14 protein-coding genes, 1 rRNA gene and 1 riboswitch are annotated in these 16760 nt (G+C 38.4%); of the genes, 7 read left to right on the top strand and 8 right to left on the bottom strand.

The features are described 5' to 3' along the window. Nucleotides 1-15: 15 nt before the first annotated feature. A complete protein-coding gene (locus FFR60_RS12085; RefSeq protein ID WP_137664339.1) occupies nt 16-537 on the top strand; it encodes an LURP-one-related/scramblase family protein in 522 nt (173 codons plus the stop codon). 112 nt (nt 538-649) lie between these two features. Here FFR60_RS12085 and FFR60_RS12080 read toward each other — a convergent pair whose 3' ends face one another. Next, on the bottom strand, nt 650-1231 hold the full coding sequence (locus FFR60_RS12080; RefSeq protein ID WP_088932104.1) for a GNAT family N-acetyltransferase: 582 nt from the start codon (nt 1229-1231) through the stop codon (nt 650-652). Nucleotides 1232-1445: 214 nt separating this feature from the next. On the opposite strand from FFR60_RS12080, the gene FFR60_RS12075 reads away from it, so the two are divergent. The 3 genes from FFR60_RS12075 (at nt 1446) to FFR60_RS12065 (ending at nt 3737) form a co-directional block, all read left to right on the top strand. Beyond that, the gene (locus FFR60_RS12075) at nt 1446-2513 is read left to right on the top strand and encodes an endonuclease/exonuclease/phosphatase family protein (RefSeq protein ID WP_137664338.1); all 1068 of its coding nucleotides are present in this window, start codon (nt 1446-1448) and stop codon (nt 2511-2513) included. Between the two features lie 302 nt (nt 2514-2815). Continuing rightward, the gene (locus FFR60_RS12070; protein ID WP_249354995.1) at nt 2816-3298 is read left to right on the top strand and encodes a GNAT family N-acetyltransferase; all 483 of its coding nucleotides are present in this window, start codon (nt 2816-2818) and stop codon (nt 3296-3298) included. After that, entirely contained in the window at nt 3288-3737 is a 450-nt protein-coding gene (locus FFR60_RS12065; protein WP_088932102.1) for a GNAT family N-acetyltransferase, read from the top strand. The genes FFR60_RS12070 and FFR60_RS12065 overlap by 11 nt, the downstream gene beginning before the upstream one ends. Before the next feature lie 41 nt (nt 3738-3778). On the opposite strand, the gene mgtA is transcribed toward FFR60_RS12065, so the two are convergent. From mgtA to FFR60_RS12050, 3 genes are all read right to left on the bottom strand, one after another. Then, nucleotides 3779-6433 (bottom strand): magnesium-translocating P-type ATPase, encoded by a 2655-nt coding sequence (gene mgtA, locus FFR60_RS12060; protein WP_137664453.1) that lies wholly within the window; start codon nt 6431-6433, stop codon nt 3779-3781. Between the two features lie 199 nt (nt 6434-6632). Beyond that, on the bottom strand, nt 6633-7076 hold the full coding sequence (locus FFR60_RS12055; protein ID WP_137664337.1) for a GNAT family N-acetyltransferase: 444 nt from the start codon (nt 7074-7076) through the stop codon (nt 6633-6635). 163 nt (nt 7077-7239) lie between these two features. Continuing rightward, a riboswitch (M-box (ykoK) riboswitch) is annotated at nt 7240-7409 on the bottom strand. A 284-nt stretch (nt 7410-7693) separates the two neighbouring features. Continuing rightward, nucleotides 7694-10111, bottom strand: a complete 2418-nt coding sequence (locus FFR60_RS12050) for a hydroxymethylglutaryl-CoA reductase, degradative (RefSeq protein WP_137664336.1) — start codon at nt 10109-10111, stop codon at nt 7694-7696. Nucleotides 10112-10341: 230 nt separating this feature from the next. Here FFR60_RS12050 and FFR60_RS12045 point away from each other — a divergent pair, with 230 nt between their 5' ends. From FFR60_RS12045 to FFR60_RS12035, 3 genes are all read left to right on the top strand, one after another. Continuing rightward, entirely contained in the window at nt 10342-11493 is a 1152-nt protein-coding gene (locus tag FFR60_RS12045; RefSeq protein ID WP_137664335.1) for a hydroxymethylglutaryl-CoA synthase, read from the top strand. Between the two features lie 467 nt (nt 11494-11960). After that, on the top strand, nt 11961-12410 hold the full coding sequence (nrdI, locus tag FFR60_RS12040) for a class Ib ribonucleoside-diphosphate reductase assembly flavoprotein NrdI (RefSeq protein WP_137664334.1): 450 nt from the start codon (nt 11961-11963) through the stop codon (nt 12408-12410). A gap of 85 nt (nt 12411-12495) precedes the next feature. Next, nucleotides 12496-13401 carry a lactate/malate family dehydrogenase gene (locus FFR60_RS12035; RefSeq protein WP_137664333.1) on the top strand — a complete coding sequence of 302 codons (906 nt, stop codon included), beginning with the start codon at nt 12496-12498 and terminating at the stop codon, nt 13399-13401. Nucleotides 13402-13469: 68 nt separating this feature from the next. Here the strand turns inward: FFR60_RS12035 and FFR60_RS12030 are convergent, their stop codons facing one another. The 4 genes from FFR60_RS12030 to rrf form a co-directional block, all read right to left on the bottom strand. Further along, the gene (locus FFR60_RS12030) at nt 13470-14030 is read right to left on the bottom strand and encodes a histidine phosphatase family protein (RefSeq protein ID WP_137664332.1); all 561 of its coding nucleotides are present in this window, start codon (nt 14028-14030) and stop codon (nt 13470-13472) included. 148 nt (nt 14031-14178) lie between these two features. Further along, nucleotides 14179-15165, bottom strand: a complete 987-nt coding sequence (locus FFR60_RS12025) for an RnfABCDGE type electron transport complex subunit D (protein ID WP_137664331.1) — start codon at nt 15163-15165, stop codon at nt 14179-14181. A 4-nt stretch (nt 15166-15169) separates the two neighbouring features. Next, the gene (gene rsxC, locus FFR60_RS12020; protein ID WP_137664330.1) at nt 15170-16483 is read right to left on the bottom strand and encodes an electron transport complex subunit RsxC; all 1314 of its coding nucleotides are present in this window, start codon (nt 16481-16483) and stop codon (nt 15170-15172) included. A gap of 200 nt (nt 16484-16683) precedes the next feature. Further along, nucleotides 16684-16760: ribosomal RNA gene (gene rrf, locus FFR60_RS23240) — 5S ribosomal RNA — on the bottom strand; the annotation flags it as partial.

Below are 16760 nucleotides of genomic sequence, written 5' to 3'. Positions count from 1 at the left end.
AAGGTGTGAATCAACATGACCGAATTTTTTATTCAAGAAAAACAATTAAGCTCCACAACACGAACGATCGTCAAAGACAGTAAAGGCGTCCCTTTGTATTTAATGGTTGGTCATTGGGGGCGTAAAGGAAATGTACTATCCCTATATGCCATGGACGGTCAAATCGTTGCATATATTAAACAGGCCAGCGTCATCTTCGGTCGCAAGTTTGAGATTTACTGTGACCACACAAAAGTTGGCGTGCTTCACAAAATTTTTCATTGGCCGGGAGATTTTTATTACATTCAACAACTCCATTGGGCAGTCTATGGAGATATTTATAATCATAAATACAAAATCAATCACTTCAATCAATCAATTATGAGGATGGATAAAGCCACTTTGCTGACCGGCGACTACTATGTTTTAGATGTCACCGATCCAGCAGATGCTCCTGTCTGTATTTGCGTAGCAGCAATCATGGATTATTGGCTCTACAATCGCAGTAAACACAAAGAGTCTGAAACAGCCTTTGAAGTAACTTTTTCCCAAAACTAAGAGCTATGACATTTTTTTGTCATAGCTCTTTTTGCTGCTCGATTCAAAATTTAGAATAAACAACACCCTAATTTTTTAATATAAGGTCAACTAATGATGTTCATATTTAATATCAGCTTCTGTCAAAACCTTTAACACTTCGTTGCATATGATCATACAGGTGCCCGCTGATAACCATCTCACCAACATCCTTAAAGCCATCTCGCAAGTATAAACGTTTTGCGTTAGGATTTGCTTTATCCACATTCAACCCAATGACTTTTTCTCCTTCATGAGTCGCTAAGCGGTCAACCGCTGTCAGTAACTTTGAACCAATTCCTTGTCCACGGAATCTTTCGTCTACTGCTATCGAATCTAAGTACCATTCATTCGGAAAAGCCTCGGGATCAATAAACATTTGAATATCCTCTGCGATACCTTGATCCTGCAAATATTTTTGCAGCGGCAGATCAATAATCGCTTCTTTATCAGCTGGATAACCAAAAACAGCTCCTGCGATCTCTCCATCAATTTCTTCAACAAGACCACGAGCATAACCAAAGCGATACGTTGGATCTTCAAAGCAGGCTGCGATTGCTTCCAATGCCTTCTCCTCACCGAACTCCTCTAAAAAATCCAGCTCCATATCCTTTAAAATAACCAGTATAAGCTTTGCTACGGCAGCTCCATCTTCTTTTTTTGCAAATCGAATCATTTTAAAACCTCTCTTTTAATAACGTTTAAAACTACTCATTCAGTGTAACATGTTCAGAATTTTTCGGAAAGTGAGGATACTTTGTCAACGGCCAAAAATCTGCTATGATACTTTTGAAATGTCTTTTACTAGTGTTGTACTTGAACTAGTAAGATTGATCGAAAAAATGCATATTTAAGTAAAAGTAGTTTCATTACCATTAGGAGGATTATCAGTGAAAAAGATACTAAAAATTTTGTTAGGGATTATTATCGCAATCGTGGTTATCTTAGGCGGCTACTTGATTTATTTATTCGCCAGCTACGATCGTCTGCCAGACAATCTGACATTGGAGCCTGACAATCAACATACTCAAACTCTTGAAACAAATAAGACCTACCGTGCAATGAGCCACAATGTGGGTTATGGTGCTTACCCGCCAAGTTACAGCTTTTTTATGGATGGTGGAAAGTACTCTCGTGCCTATGACAAAAAGACAGTCAGAGAAAATATGCAAGGAATCGTCAAGACTACCACAGAACTTGATCCAACTTTAGCTTTTTATCAGGAGGTTGATCAAGACGGTGATCGCTCACAACATGTAGATGAAGTAGCTTGGCTGAAGGAACATTTACCGGCCTACAATAGTCTTTACGGTCAAAACTATGATTCCTCTTACCTCTTCTATCCTTTTACTGATCCGATCGGTCAAGCAAAATCCGGTCTTGTGACCTTAAGTCAAGCAGAAATAACTAACAGCAAGCGCTATTCTTTACCAATTGAAACAAACTTCAATAAATTTTTTGATTTGGATCGCGCCTTTACGGTCAGTCGAATTCCAGTTAAAGGAGATCATGAACTAATCGCTATCAATACACATTTATCGGCTTTTACTAAAGATCGCTCGGTCCAAGCCGCTCAGTTAAAAAAGATTTTTGCTGTAATGGAAAGCGAATATAAAAAAGGCAACTATGTAATGGTTGCTGGAGACTACAATCATGATGTCTTAGGAAATAGTCCTGAAGTCTTTGACACAAGTAAAAAACGTGAAACCTGGACCCATCCTTTTCCTAAGGAACAGCTGCCAGCAGGCTTCCATTTACCGACGGGTAACCTAGCAGAAGAGAAAATCCCATCGGCTCGCGCACTAAATGAACCCTACAAAAAGGGACAAACTTATACGACATTGATCGACGGGTTTCTTGTGTCAGATAATATCAACGTAAAAGATGTGCACGTAAAAGATATGCAATTTAAATATTCCGACCATAATCCCGTATACCTAGATTTTAGTTTGAAATAATAGAAAAAGACAAAGACTTTCACTTTGATTGTTTTTGTCTTTTTTGTCCTGCGAACTCTTCAGTAGCAAATTGCTTTTCAATATACCTCTTGTTAAAATTAACTAAACTAATAAAAGGATTGTTATCAATGTGGAATTTTGTCTTCAATATACGCACGATTGCTAAACTTCAAACAAGAAAACTACTGTAGATGAAACATTGTTTGAAGCGACGATAAAGATTTGTTTCATCGTCTTATTTTTAAGAGCAGAATTTTTGGCTCTTTATTTGTTGCGGTTAAAAACATTTCTTTAGAGGAAATTTGGAGGAAAAATTAATATTGAAAATTAGACGAGTAGATCAAAAAGATAATACTGAAATTGAAGCAATGATGGCAATTTGGGAATCCTCCGTAAAAGCCACTCACCATTTTTTGACGATAAATGACATTAACGCATTAAAACCAGCGGTAAAAAATGGGTTATTAATGATCGAGCAGCTTTACGGTTATTATGATCAAAAACTTTTAGGTTTCATTGGTATCGAAGGTGAAAAAATTGAGATGCTTTTTATTGATGCGAATGCTTTAAACCAAGGGATTGGTAAAAAGCTCCTTCAATACGCCATTGATACACTGAAGATTAAGTATGTAGACGTGAATGAACAAAATGAAAAAGCATTGGGTTTTTACCAACACATGGGATTTCAGGTTACTAGCCGCTCTGAGTTAGATGAACAAGGAAATGCATTTCCGATATTGCATTTAAAAATGAAAGAAAATGAGGACAGCTTACATGAGAATTAAAGAAATACGTTCAAATAAGAAAGAATTTTTAGACTTGCTTAGTTTAGCCGATGAGGAAGAACACATGATCGATCGTTATCTGGAGGATGGCCGAATGTTTGTATTATACGACGATGATCTAAAATGCGAAGCCGTGGTAACAGAACTAAATGACACAGAATGTGAACTGAAAAATATTGCCACTATGCCAAGTGAACAAGGAAAAGGTTATGGCAAAGCGATGATCCAATTTCTATTCGATGAATTTTTAGGTCGTTATCAAACAATGTATGTCGGCACCGGTGACGTTCCTAGCATATTGAATTTCTATAAAAATTGCGGATTTCGCGAATCCCATCGCGTAAAAAACTTTTTCACCGATAATTACCGCGAACCAATTATTGATCAAGGTGTTCAATTAATAGATATGGTCTATTTGCGGAACGACATTAAAAAATAAGATCAAACGCCCCTAATAAATCAGGGGCGTTTGATTTTCTCTTAGAGCAATTCTTGATAACGTTGAATATAAACTTTTTTCACCAATGTAACCAAAATCAGGTATGCAAAAATCGTAATAACTAGCCATAACCAATATTGATTAGGAAGAATTCCCAAGCCTAAATTTTTACCAAAATTCGTAAATGGTAAAAGAGTCCCAGTAATAATCCCCATAGTAGTGATCACTGTCATGATGAAGGAGCCTCTACTTTGGATAAATGGAATCTGAGGTGTGCGCAACGCATGCAAGACCAGTGTTTGTGACCAAAGCGATTCAACAAACCAGCCTGCATGGAAAATCGCGATAAAGGCTGCTTGCTGCTCGGGAGATAAAGAATGGAAATCTCCTCCAAGCACTGTTGGACAAATGACAAAGTACATCAATAAGTAGGTCGTGATATCAAAGACCGAACTCGTTGGTCCCAGCCAAATCATAAATTTCCCAATACTAGATGCTGTCCATTTTTTGGGCTTCTCCAAATATTCCTTATCCATTCGATCCCATGGAATTGAAATACAAGAAATATCGTAAATCAGATTCAAAAATAAAATTTGCAATGGCAGCATTGGTAAAAATGGTAAGAACGAACTTGCAATCAAGACTGAAAACATATTTCCGAAATTTGAACTTGCAGTTGCTTTGATATATTTCATAATGTTCCCGAAGGTTTCTCTGCCTGAAAGAATTCCCTGTTCGAGAATCATCAAATCTTTCTCCAATAAAATCACATCAGCAGATTCTTTAGCAATGTCAACAGCCGTATCAACAGATATCCCAACATCTGCCGCTTTCATTGCTGGCGCATCATTGATCCCGTCACCCAGAAAACCAACTGTATGTCCGTTTTCTCTAAGTAAACTGGTGATTTTTTGCTTCTGTTGCGGGTTCAATTTTACAAATACATTATAACTTTCTGCAATTTCTGCTAATTCTTCATCTCTTAAATGGACTAAGCCTTCTCCGTGGATGATCGTTTCTGCCCCTAGTCCAACTTGCTTACAGACAGATTTTGTCACTAGTGCATTATCGCCAGTTAAAACTTTTACTCCCACGCCGTTATCCTTTAATGCTTGCAATGCCTGTTTGGTCGTTTCTTTTGGCGGATCTAAAAATGCCAAGTAACCAATCAAGACCATTTCTGCCTCATCCGCAGTTGAAAATTCACCGACCACACTTGGATTTGTCTTTTGAGCAACACCAATCACTCGTAACCCATCCTCATTCAACTCATGAACTTTTCTCAAAACCTGTTTTTTTACTTCATCAGTTAGTTTAGTGACCTGCCCTTTAAAATCAACAAAGGAAGAAATTTCCAACATCTCTTCGATTGCGCCCTTTGTAATCATTTGTGTTTTGCCATATTGATCTTCTACGACCACACTCATTCTGCGACGCTGAAAGTCAAACGGAATCTCATCAACTTTTTTGTAGCGAATCTTATTTGTATCTAATTCTTGATTAGTTGATTCGATAATTGCTACGTCAATCAGATTTTTCAGCCCCGTTTGATAATAGCTATTGAGATACGCATGTCTCAAGACACGATTATCTTCTTCACCATCACAATCCAGATGATATTCAAGAATGATTTTATCTTGCGTCAGCGTTCCGGTTTTATCCGTGCATAAAACATCTATCGCACCAAAATTTTGGATAGCATTTAGATTTTTGATGATCGTACCATTCTTTGCCATCCCTGTAGCGCCTTTAACTAAATTTGTCGTAACGATCATCGGCAGCATTTCTGGCGTCAGCCCCACAGCAACGGATAAACCAAATAAGAAAGCTTCCATCCAATCTCCTTTAGTAAATCCATTAATCACAATTACTGTCGGAGCCATCAATGCCATAAACTTAATAAACAAAAAGGACGTCTTGCGAATTCCCAGCTCAAAGCTGGTTTGAATCGGTGTAGCAGATAAGGATTTAGCAACATCGCCGAATAGCGTTTTCGCTCCTGTGGCAATGACTATTCCTTCAGCGCTTCCGCTGATTACATTGCTTCCCATAAATACTAAATTATCATAGCTGGTCTCAGATTCTTTTTGCCAATTCATTTTGTCAGCACATTTCTCAACAGGATAGCTCTCACCGGTCAGTGCCGATTGTGAAATAAATAAATCCTTTGCAGAAATCAAGCGGATATCTGCTGGAATCATATCTCCCGCGGAAAGTTTAACTAAATCTCCGCAGACAATTTCTTCCATAGGAATTTCCTTATACTGATTGTCTCTGCGAACTGTTGCGGTAACTTTTACAAGTGATTTCAACTTTTCAGCAGCCTTGTTTGAACGTACAGATTGTACCAAGGTCATTGTGCCGCTGACTAATACCATGACTAAAATAATCCCGCTGCCGAAGAAATCTTTTTCACCTGGTTCAGGCATGATCCCTTCTGTGATGAGAGAAATCACTCCCAAACCAATTAACACCAAAGTAAACGGTGTGATAAATGCTTTTAAAACCTCGATAAAAAATGGTGTAGATTTCTTATACGGAATTTTGTTCTCTCCGAACTTTTCTTTTGCTTCTTCAACTTGCTCACTCGACAATCCAAGACTCGATGTTCTGAATGTTTCAAAGATGCTCCTTGTTGTCTTTTTGGCAAATAAACTATAATTCGTTTTTGTCGTCGTTAATTTTTGTTGTTTCATGTTCTTCTCCTTTTCCCCGAAAAAAATATGCCATAACCCTATTCCAATAAACAGGTATAAGATAATATCTTTTAGCGTATTCATGGTTGTCCCTCCTACAGACGGGCTTATGGAGAAAAGCGGGGGTTAAAAACAAATAGACAATAGCGTCTTTTTATTCACTTTTTTCTGCCACAAACCCGTAATTATTGAACTACTGTCATCCATTTGTTTTCATCTCCCTTTTTTCCACCTGTTCCAGTGGCGACTGAAGGTCTTTTTTGTAGATTCGCATGATTAATTGACCTTCCTGATAATCATTCGATATAGTTTGGTATCCTAGCTTTTCATAAAATCCCCAGGCCTGTTTTCTCCCTGTAAGAAATACAAAGCAAAAACCAAATCTTCTTGCGACCTGTTCCGCATAAATGAGTAAATTTTTACCTAATCCTGCTCCTTGATAACGAGAATCCACTGCAACCTGCTTGATTTGTACACATTTTTCTGAAATCGGATGAAGCAATAAAGTTCCTACTACGTGATCTTCCTGCTTAATAATCAAGTGAAGATCATTTCTCTCATCTTTTGGCGCTTTCAATAAAAATCGTTTTCCAGAACTTGCCTTTAATACCTTGTTTCTTAATGTTAATGCCTCACAATACAATGAGCTATTCCACTTAGTTAATGTGAACACTGTTTTACCATGGTAAATCCCTCCCTTTTCTATCTTGAAAATAGCAATGACCGTTACGCAAAAAAAGACTTTTCGCTCAAAAACTCAGCGAAAAGCCTTACCAATCAATTCATCCCAAATAGACAAAGTCGTATAGTCGATCTAATCGTTGAGTTTTGGCACTATACAACGTAAAGACAAACATCTTAGCTACCTTAAGAAAAGCCTTGTATTCGACAGTTCCTGTTCTACCCATTGGCGTCTCTCGACATTTTTGGGCAGTAGCCTATGTTTGTATAGGAGCCTCACCTAACAAATCATATTTTATTTTCGAACACAATATAACAAGTTATGAATCACCTGTCAAACATTTTTTTGAAAATTTCGTTTCTCTTTTTCAATTATCAAAATAGAAAAACCTTGAAAACCTTTGGTATAAAAAGGTTTCAAGGTCAAAAAAAGATTTAGAAATTTAATTATTAAATTCTGAAAACAGTTCGAAAAACTACCAAATAAAAAAATATAATAACAGTAGTTTCTTTAAAATTTCGAAGAAAAAAGCAGAGTCGTTTTATGACTCTACTTTTTTTAAAATGACAATTAGTTTACTAGCCCAGACGAAGATTTTTAATAATTTCTTCTGCTGTTGCCAAATTCATTCGTTCAGCTTTTCTTAATTGTCTGGAAACCAGCGGTACCTCTTTGGTTGTCGCTCCAGCAGTGATTGCTAATGAACGGCTTTGCATCGCCATGTGACCTTTTTGGATACCGTCCGTCACCAAAGCGCGTATTGCAGCGAGATTTTGGGCCAACCCAACGGCCACAATAACTTCACCTAACTCGGCAGCAGATGAAACTTCTAATAGTTTTAAGCTCAATTGTGCTTTAGGCAAGACCTTTGTCGCACCGCCCACAATGCCGACCTTCATTGGTAGAACTAGTTTTCCAACGAGCTTATCATTTTTAATGTACCAGTCCGTCAAACCTTCATAGCGTCCATTTCGAGCAGCATAAGCGTGGCAAGCCGCCTCTACTGCACGCGTATCATTCCCCGTCGCTAAAACAACAGCATCAATACCATTCATGATTCCTTTATTATGGGTAGCTGCACGATAAGGATCAATTTTACTATAGTCGCTGGCCGAAATGATTTTTTCAACGAGCTCCGGAGCAAGTTGCTCTAAAGAAATTTCGCAACTTGCTTCGATCAAGGACTGCGTCGCGTAATTGCTCAAAATACTAAACAAAATATCTGCATCAGGAATCAGTTGCCGTACTTCCTGGGCCATAGCTTCCAGCATCGTGTTTAGAATATTGGCCCCCATTGCATCTTTAGTATCAACCTCTAAATCTAATGAAAGAAAGCCCTCTTCAAAAATACGTATGTCAATTGACCTAAGTCCGCCACCACGTTGATAGATCGACGGGTAGCTCTTTTCAGCTACGGCAAAAAGTTCTTGTTCATTTTCAGCAATAACTTTTTTTATTGCGGTAAAGTCTGTGACATTTCGCAAAACAATTTGACCCAGCATATTTTGATTGATCACACGCGTATGAATACCGCCAGATTTTGCGATAATTTTACCTGCATTACTAGCAGCTGCAATTACAGAAGGTTCCTCTGTTACCATTGGAATAATTTTCTTTTCTCCGTTGATAACAAAATTTTGTGCCACCCCCAGAGGAATTGAACCTTCACTGATTTGATTTTCAATCAGGTTATTCGAAATTTTTTCTGGCAGCACAGTTTCCGCTTGCAATTGCGCGGCTTCTTTAGCTGACAACTTTTTTTCTTTGACCAACTCAGCTAAGCGTTCAGCTTGGGTCATTTGATAGAACTTTTTTTTTGCGGTCTCTTGATCCTCCGCTTTCGTAATCATCAAGGCTAGTCCCAGCCCGCCACCGATACAAAGACTTGCTACGCCACGTTGCTTGTCTTCTTGAATTAATTCCGAAATCAGCGTTGCTACAATACGTGTTCCACTAGCTCCGATAGGGTGGCCTAAAGCAATTGCGCCGCCGTAAGTATTGATTTTTTCATCCGGCAGTTTCAATTCTTTTTGAACAGCAACAGAAGCTGCAGCAAATGCTTCGTTGATTTGGAATGTATCGATCTCATCAATTGTTCGATTCACTTTATTTAATAATTTATTAATAGCTGAAACAGGAGCCATCCCCATAATACTTGGGTCAATCCCTACTTCACTATAACCATTAATAACAGCTAAGTACGCCAAGCCATTTTCAATCGCATAGGATTTTGACGCTAAGACAACTGCGGACGCACCATCATTCAAGGTTGAAGCATTAGCCGCAGTGACAACACCACCTTCTTTGAACGCAGGTTTCAATGAGCTAATTTTTTCTAATGTTGAATCAAAACGAATCCCTTCATCTTCTCTTAAAGTGCTGCCATCCGATAGAGGGATAGGAACAATCTCTGATTCAAACTTTCCATCTTTACTGGCTTTTGCTGCCTTCATTTGTGACTCATATGCGTATTGATCCTGCATTTCACGAGTAACATGATATTCCTCAGCTACCTTTTCTGCCGTCAATCCCATATGCTTGCCGCTGAAAGCATCAGTCAAACCGTCATAAATCATGCTTGATTTTGGTTCTTGCCATTCTTGCGCTGCATAATCAAAGCTGGTCACTTTTGGTGCTTGAGACATATTTTCTGTCCCCCCGGCAACAACTACATGGGCTTCACCTAGTAATATTTGCTGCATCGCGAAAATAATCGACTTCATTCCTGACCCGCAAACCTCATTAATGGTTGTGGCTGGTACCTCATAGGATACGCCTGCTTTTACTGCTGATTGACGTGCCACATTCTGACCATTTCCTGCCTGCAATACATTCCCCATAAATACCTGTTCCACTTGATCTGGCGCAAGCTCTGCACGTTTGATCGCTTCTTTGATAGCGATTGCACCGAGCTCGACGGCTGAAACGGTTGCTAATTTGCCTTTATATCTGCCAATTGGTGTTCGTACAGCGCTTAAAATAACTATTTCTTCCAAGGGTGCACCTCCAATATTTTCATTAAAAATCAGACGTAAGTATAGCACAGATAGTTTTATAATTTCTTAAGATTCAAACTTAACTAATTATGACCTTTCTATGATATATTTACCTTTGGAAGAAAAGGATGTCTGCTCTGCTTATTACTTTAGTAATACAGTAGAAAGATATACGTGGTGGAATCATTTTTTGTGAAAAGATTTCATCAATAAGAAATAGGAGGAGCAATATGAATATAGGGATTGACAAAATCAGTTTCCACGTACCAAATTATTATCTTGATATGACGGACTTGGCACATGCACGTGAGACTGACCCCAACAAATTTCACATTGGTCTTGGGCAAGATCAGATGGCAATTATTCCTGAGACACAAGACATCGTTACTTTAGGAGCAAGTGCTGCTGCAAAAATTCTTACAGATGAAGACAAAAAGGACATTGACATGGTAATCGTCGGAACAGAATCTAGTACCGACTTTTCAAAATCTGCGTCGGTAATTATTCATGGACTATTAGATATTCAACCCTTTGCTCGTTCATTTGAAATAAAACATGCTTGCTATGGCGGTACTGCCGCTTTGCAACAAGCCAATGACTACGTTACATTACACCCAGATCGTAAGGTTTTAGTTATCACAGCTGACATCGCAAAATATGGATTAAGCACTGGCGGTGAACCAACGCAAGGTTGTGGTGCTGTTGCTATATTAATAACTAGCAACCCTCACCTACTATCCTTTAATAACGACAGCGTCTTTTATTCAGAAGACGTTTATGATTTCTGGCGCCCAGCGGGACATGACTATCCATTGGTAGATGGCCATATGTCAAATCAAGTCTATATTGACTCTTTCACCCGTATCTGGGAACAAAATAAGAAGGTCAATCAAACTGACAGCACTGACTACGCTGCCTTGACTTTCCATCTGCCTTATACGAAAATGGGACGCAAAGCGTTACGAGCAATCTTCCCAGAAATGACAGAAGCTGAGCAGCAACGACTGGAAGCCCGCTATGATGAAGCTGTTGTTTATAGTCGACAAGTTGGTAATCTATATACTGGCTCTTTATATCTTGGATTGATGTCATTATTAGATAACGGGGATTTAGCTGCCGGAGATCGTATCGGTTTGTTCAGTTACGGTTCTGGTGCAGTCAGCGAATTTTTCTCTATGACCTTGATGGACGATTACAAAAAGTATTTAACTATTGAAGGAAATCAAGCATTGCTTGCTGGGCGACAACAATTGTCGATTGAAGAATACGAAGAAATGTTCAACAAAAAAATGCCAACTGATGGGGAAACCCATACTTTCTCAGATCCAACTAATTATGCAATCAATAAAATTAGTGGAGATATCCGCTATTACAACAAATAGACGTCGAAAAAGCCAGCTGATCAGCTGGCTTTTTTAGGCAAAAAAAATAATCTAGCAGGTCTAATGGCTAAGTGTTTTTTCTTCATTCCAGATTTCTGGAATATTTACACCCTTTTCTAGGTCTTAAACGTCTTTTGTGCTTGAATTCCGTTTAAGCCTCACCATTAAGTGGAGAAATGGTTCTACTGTCTACATTTCTCTTCCCCGCTAGATTAGAATAACTTGGTAAGGAGACTTCAAATCCCTACTTCCTTTCTGCCTTTTCGGCATTCACTTTGAAATGAACACTGCTTCCGCTCACTTCCGTTGTACGATTTAACAACACTAGGGACCTACCCCTTACACCTACATTTATACCACATTTTACGATTTTTCGCAACCGTTTACATTCGTTCGTCAATCCTTTTTCGTGTTATAATTTTCGAGATAGATCGAACTACTATTATTGTTCTAGGAGGAAAAAAGTCATGAATATTTTATATATATCAATCTCAGGAAATACAAAAGCATTTGTTAAACGTCTCGAGATTCATGCTGAAGAACAACATGAACTGGATTCGACAAATCCTTTGATTACAGCTAAAGAAATTTCTGAAAACAGTCCTTTTGATATAGAATCTGCTCCCTTCTTCACCTTTGTCCCTACCTATTTGGAGGGCGGCAACGGTGTAGATAATGGTGATACCGAAATTTTAACGGAGGCTATGCGTGAGTATCTGGAATATGAAGATAATTACAAGAAGTGTTTGGGCGTTGTCGGCAGCGGGAACAAAAACTTCAACTACCAATATTGCTTAACAGCAAAGCAATATAGTGAAGCATTTGGTGTTCCTTTCTTAGCCGATTATGAACTGAGAGGAACTTCGGCTGATTGCCAATGTGTTTATCAAATTTTGAAAGATAAAGCATCAAATTAATCATTTACTAATTAATCTATTGACTTTTTCTCATGTTAGGGGCATTCTTTTAAAAATAAGAAATTTTATGAGAGGCGTGTTGTAATTGAGAAAAATCGCAATTATTGGTGTGGGCCATGTTGGAAGCACGACAGCTTACACTTTGATTTCAAAAAATATAGTTGATGAGTTAGTACTCTTTGACTCAAAGGAAAATATACTTAGAGCAGAACTGAATGATCTGATGGACGGCCAAATGGAACAAACTCATCAAGTTCGTTTGATCGAACCTAATTTGACAGAGTTGAAAGATACTGATGTAATTATTTTTGCTGCAGGTGATATTTCAATTTTTGAAGGAAACCCTGATCGTTTTGCAGAATTGAACTTAACTAAAACGATTGTTGAAGAATGGGCTCCAAAAATCACGGAATCTGGATTTAAGGGGATTATATTGAATATTACTAATCCTTGTGATGTAATTACTCAATATCTGCAGGAACTTACAGGTTTTCCGCGTGAACGTGTCTTTGGAACTGGAACCTCATTAGATACCGGTCGAATGAAACATGCTGTTAGTCGCAGTCTAAATGTCCACCCTTCAGCTATTGATGGATATGTAATCGGTGAACATGGTGAAAGCCAATTTGTGGCATGGTCCAGTGTTCGAATCGGTGGTGTCCCAATCACTGATACTTTGACTAAAGAACAGCTTACCGCTTTAGATGAAGCTGCTCGTGATGGCGGCTGGGTCACATTCAGAGGCAAAGGTTATACTTCTTATGGTATCGCAATTCAAGCCGCACGCATCGCTGAAGCTATTTTAAATAATAATCATCTCGTAGTGCCTGTTAGTCATTATCACCTCTCTGAAAGCTGCTACGTGGGCTCTCCTGCGAAGGTTTCACAACAAGGTATCACTGAACAATTTCCTCTCAGTCTTTCAGATGTGGAACAAGAAAAATGGCAACGCACGATTCAAACAATTCATGCGATGCATGCAACAATATAAAAAACCGGACAAAGTCTATCGACCCCCGAAAGTTAGACCAAAAATCTAACTTCTGGGAGTCGATATTTTTAAGCACTCTTGATATTCGAAACTGCTTTTTTCCATTCAAATGCAATCAATTTTGCATTTGGTGTTCGATAGTCAAAGACCTTTTTATTTTCCAACGGCTCAAAATAATTTTTGATCGCACGTATCACTGAATTATGACAAACTAATAGATAGGTCTGATCTTCATCTTGCTCCAACTCTTCCAACAACGGTACTATTCGAGCATAAACATCCATCAACGATTCACCATTCGGATAACGTACTGCAAATTGAGTCCGAATTTTCAAATATCCTTCTTGTTCATCGCTTGTTCCATCGTAATCACCATAATCTAATTCAATCAAACGGGGATCCATGCTCATTGGCAAATCATTATTTTCAGCTACAATTCTTGCCGTTTCTCTTGCCCTTACCAACGGCGAGTGAATGATTCCGGTTATGGGTGATTCAAGCTTAGCTGCTTCCTCTGATAAAATAGCTGCCTGCTCATATCCCACCTGCGACAAAGCAATGTCGCTTCTCCCCGAAATAATTCCTTTCCTATTCCACTCGGTCTCTCCGTGTCTAGCTACGTAAAGCAAATAAAACAATCCTCTCTATCATAAAAATTGAAAATCTTCCGTTACTTGATTTTCAAAAAAATTCTATTAAATAAACTGGTAACTACCAATATCTTTACCACTTTATCACTAGTATGAAAGGACGTCCACTTTTTACAGAAAATAATTGCTAGTTTTCTACTCCATAGACTCTTGGTATAATAAGATGATCTATCAGCGGAACGAAACAGTTCATAATTAACAAAATGAACGTCATCCCCTCAGGCATCGAGCTAAATTCCCGCCAAGCCATTAATAATAATCCGCAGCAAATCCCATAAATAATTTCACCTCTTGGTGTTGTAGGCGATGTGCTATAATCGGTTGCCATAAAAAATGCGCCTAACATCGTAGCTCCGCCAAAAACATGAGCAAAAACAATCGTAGGATCACCTTTTCCTAATAATAAAGCTATTACAGCAATTGTTCCGAGCATACAAAATGGAATGTGCCATGTAATTACCTTTTTATATAGTAAAAACAAACCACCTAAAAATAAAAGTATAGCCATTGTTTCACCATTTTTTCCAGCGATCATGCCAGTCAAACTATCTACTATTTGACTTGAGTTTAGTGATTCCCCTGCCTCTACTTTCGTTAAAGGGGTCGCTGAAGACACGACATCTAATCCGTTAGTTGAAAAGAAAGGATGCGGTTGTACATTGGCCGACATTTCTTTGACAAAAATCAACCTTAAAACAGCTCGACCTGTTAAAGCTGGATTCAACAAATTCCGACCAATTCCACCAAACAATTCCTTTGCTACAATAATTCCGATTGCTCCCCCTAAAGCGGGATACCACAAAGGGACGCTTGCCGGCAAGCTCATCGCTAATAAAACTCCCGTCACAGCTGCCGAAAAATCTTTAGGAATCGTATTTTTACGAAGCTTAAACCATAGAAATTCACAAAATAAACAGGTGCCTACTGCGATAATATATAGTAGCAGCGAACGAATACCAAAGAAAATAATCGAGACTAACACACTGGGTAACAATGCCAATAATACCAATTGCATAATTCGATCCGTTTTTTCAGGGAACAACAAATGAGGTGAAGCTTCCATCATGGGATAATCTTCGCTTCGGACTGTCTCAAAAGAACGTTTTTCAACCATAACACTACCCCTGCCTCTCTTTAATCATTTGCTGTCCAGCAACGATATGTTCAGCTAAATGACGCCGAGCAGGACAAATATACGTACAGCAGCCACAATTAATACAACTATCCACATATAGTTTTTCTAGTCGTTTCCAATTTTCCTTCAAATAATTTTTCTCAAGTTGATGAGGCAAAAGGCCAATCGGACAAACTTCTACACAGCGTGCACACATAATACATGCACTAGGTGTACTATCCTGGTCATGTGTCTCGTTAATGACGATTAGACCATTTGCAGATTTCGTCAAAGAGGCTGCCATAGTATCCACAGTTTTTCCCATCATAAAACCACCTGTAATAATTTTCGATGGTTTTCCATCAAAACCATTACAAAAATCAATCATATCCTCAATAGAAGTTCCAATCGGAAAATAAACATTCTTTTGCGTTTTAACATCTCCAACAACTGAACAGATTCGATGACTCAAAGGAATTCCTGGATCAATTGCTTCAAAAACTGCCACTGTCGTCGCTACATTAATAATCAAATAACCCAAATCTCTTGTTGATCCTGTAGCAGGAGCTTCTTTCCCAGTAATTGTTTTAAAAAGCATCTCGGTACTTCCCTGAGGATAGACTGAAGGAACCTCAATCACTGAAATATTTAGGCTATCTTGACATAAATTCCGTATGGCATCAATTGCTTCTTGTTTATCATCTTCAATGGCAATAATTCCTTCTTTTGCTTCTACTGCTTTTAGAACCAACTCACAACCCCTGAATAACTTTTCACCTTGAGTGACCATTAATGCTGCATCAGCCATCAATAGTGGTTCACATTCTGCACCATTAAAAATGCACGTATGAATCTTTTCTTTAGGATTTAATTTTACATGACTAGGAAATGTCGCACCGCCTAACCCTACTACTCCAGCAGCTTCTACTCGTTCGACAATTATTTCCGGTGTCAGTTCATCAATCGTTTCATGGTGTACTTCACGAGGCTGCTCACGGAAATCATTTTCAATGACCACACAAGTCATTTCCCTACCTTGTCCTTGATCAATTTCCTCTATTGCAATAATCTTTCCAGAAATACTTGCGTGAACATTCGCTCCCAATCCATCACCTATTTTTGCAATAGGTTGCCCTAAAAAAACCTCTTCACCTACAGTCACGATTACCTCAGCAACCTCACCGATATGCTGCTGAACTGGAATATAAACCTTTTTAGGATGAATACTTTCCACATTTTTATAATTATTGATACCTCTCAAATGAAGAGCAGAATCCTGATGAAGATCAATTCCTCCCTTAAACACTCGCTTACCCATCACATTCCTCCAATATTCTTCGTAATTTTAGTATAACATGAACACTTTTTAGCTAAAAATAATATACTATTTTTTAAATCACTAAAATAGATAATAAAAAAAGTTATCATCAACACCTTACAGCATTGTGATAACTTAAGAACCGGAATTCATAGATAATCAATATAAAAAAGACTATTCACATCGTGAATAGTCCAATTGCGTGGCGACGTCCTAATCTCACAAGGGGCAACCCCTCACTACAATCGGCGCTAAGAAGCTTAACTTCTGTGTTCGA

This window comes from Enterococcus hulanensis, assembly GCF_005405485.1.
Lineage (GTDB): Bacteria > Bacillota > Bacilli > Lactobacillales > Enterococcaceae > Enterococcus_A > Enterococcus_A hulanensis.
Note: the sequence above shows the minus strand (reverse complement) of the source record. Positions and strands in the feature narration are given on the sequence as shown.

Excerpts from the sequence above, each read along its gene's own strand:
- FFR60_RS12080 (WP_088932104.1), bottom strand. The coding sequence starts at position 1,231 with ATGATTCGATTTGCAAAAAAAGAAGATGGAGCTGCCGTAGCAAAGCTT.
- nrdI (WP_137664334.1), top strand. The coding sequence starts at position 11,961 with ATGAATATTTTATATATATCAATCTCAGGAAATACAAAAGCATTTGTT.
- mgtA (WP_137664453.1), bottom strand. The coding sequence starts at position 6,433 with ATGAAACAACAAAAATTAACGACGACAAAAACGAATTATAGTTTATTT.
- FFR60_RS12025 (WP_137664331.1), bottom strand. The coding sequence starts at position 15,165 with ATGGTTGAAAAACGTTCTTTTGAGACAGTCCGAAGCGAAGATTATCCC.
- FFR60_RS12065 (WP_088932102.1), top strand. The coding sequence starts at position 3,288 with ATGAGAATTAAAGAAATACGTTCAAATAAGAAAGAATTTTTAGACTTG.
- FFR60_RS12085 (WP_137664339.1), top strand. The coding sequence starts at position 16 with ATGACCGAATTTTTTATTCAAGAAAAACAATTAAGCTCCACAACACGA.
- FFR60_RS12045 (WP_137664335.1), top strand. The coding sequence starts at position 10,342 with ATGAATATAGGGATTGACAAAATCAGTTTCCACGTACCAAATTATTAT.
- rsxC (WP_137664330.1), bottom strand. The coding sequence starts at position 16,483 with ATGGGTAAGCGAGTGTTTAAGGGAGGAATTGATCTTCATCAGGATTCT.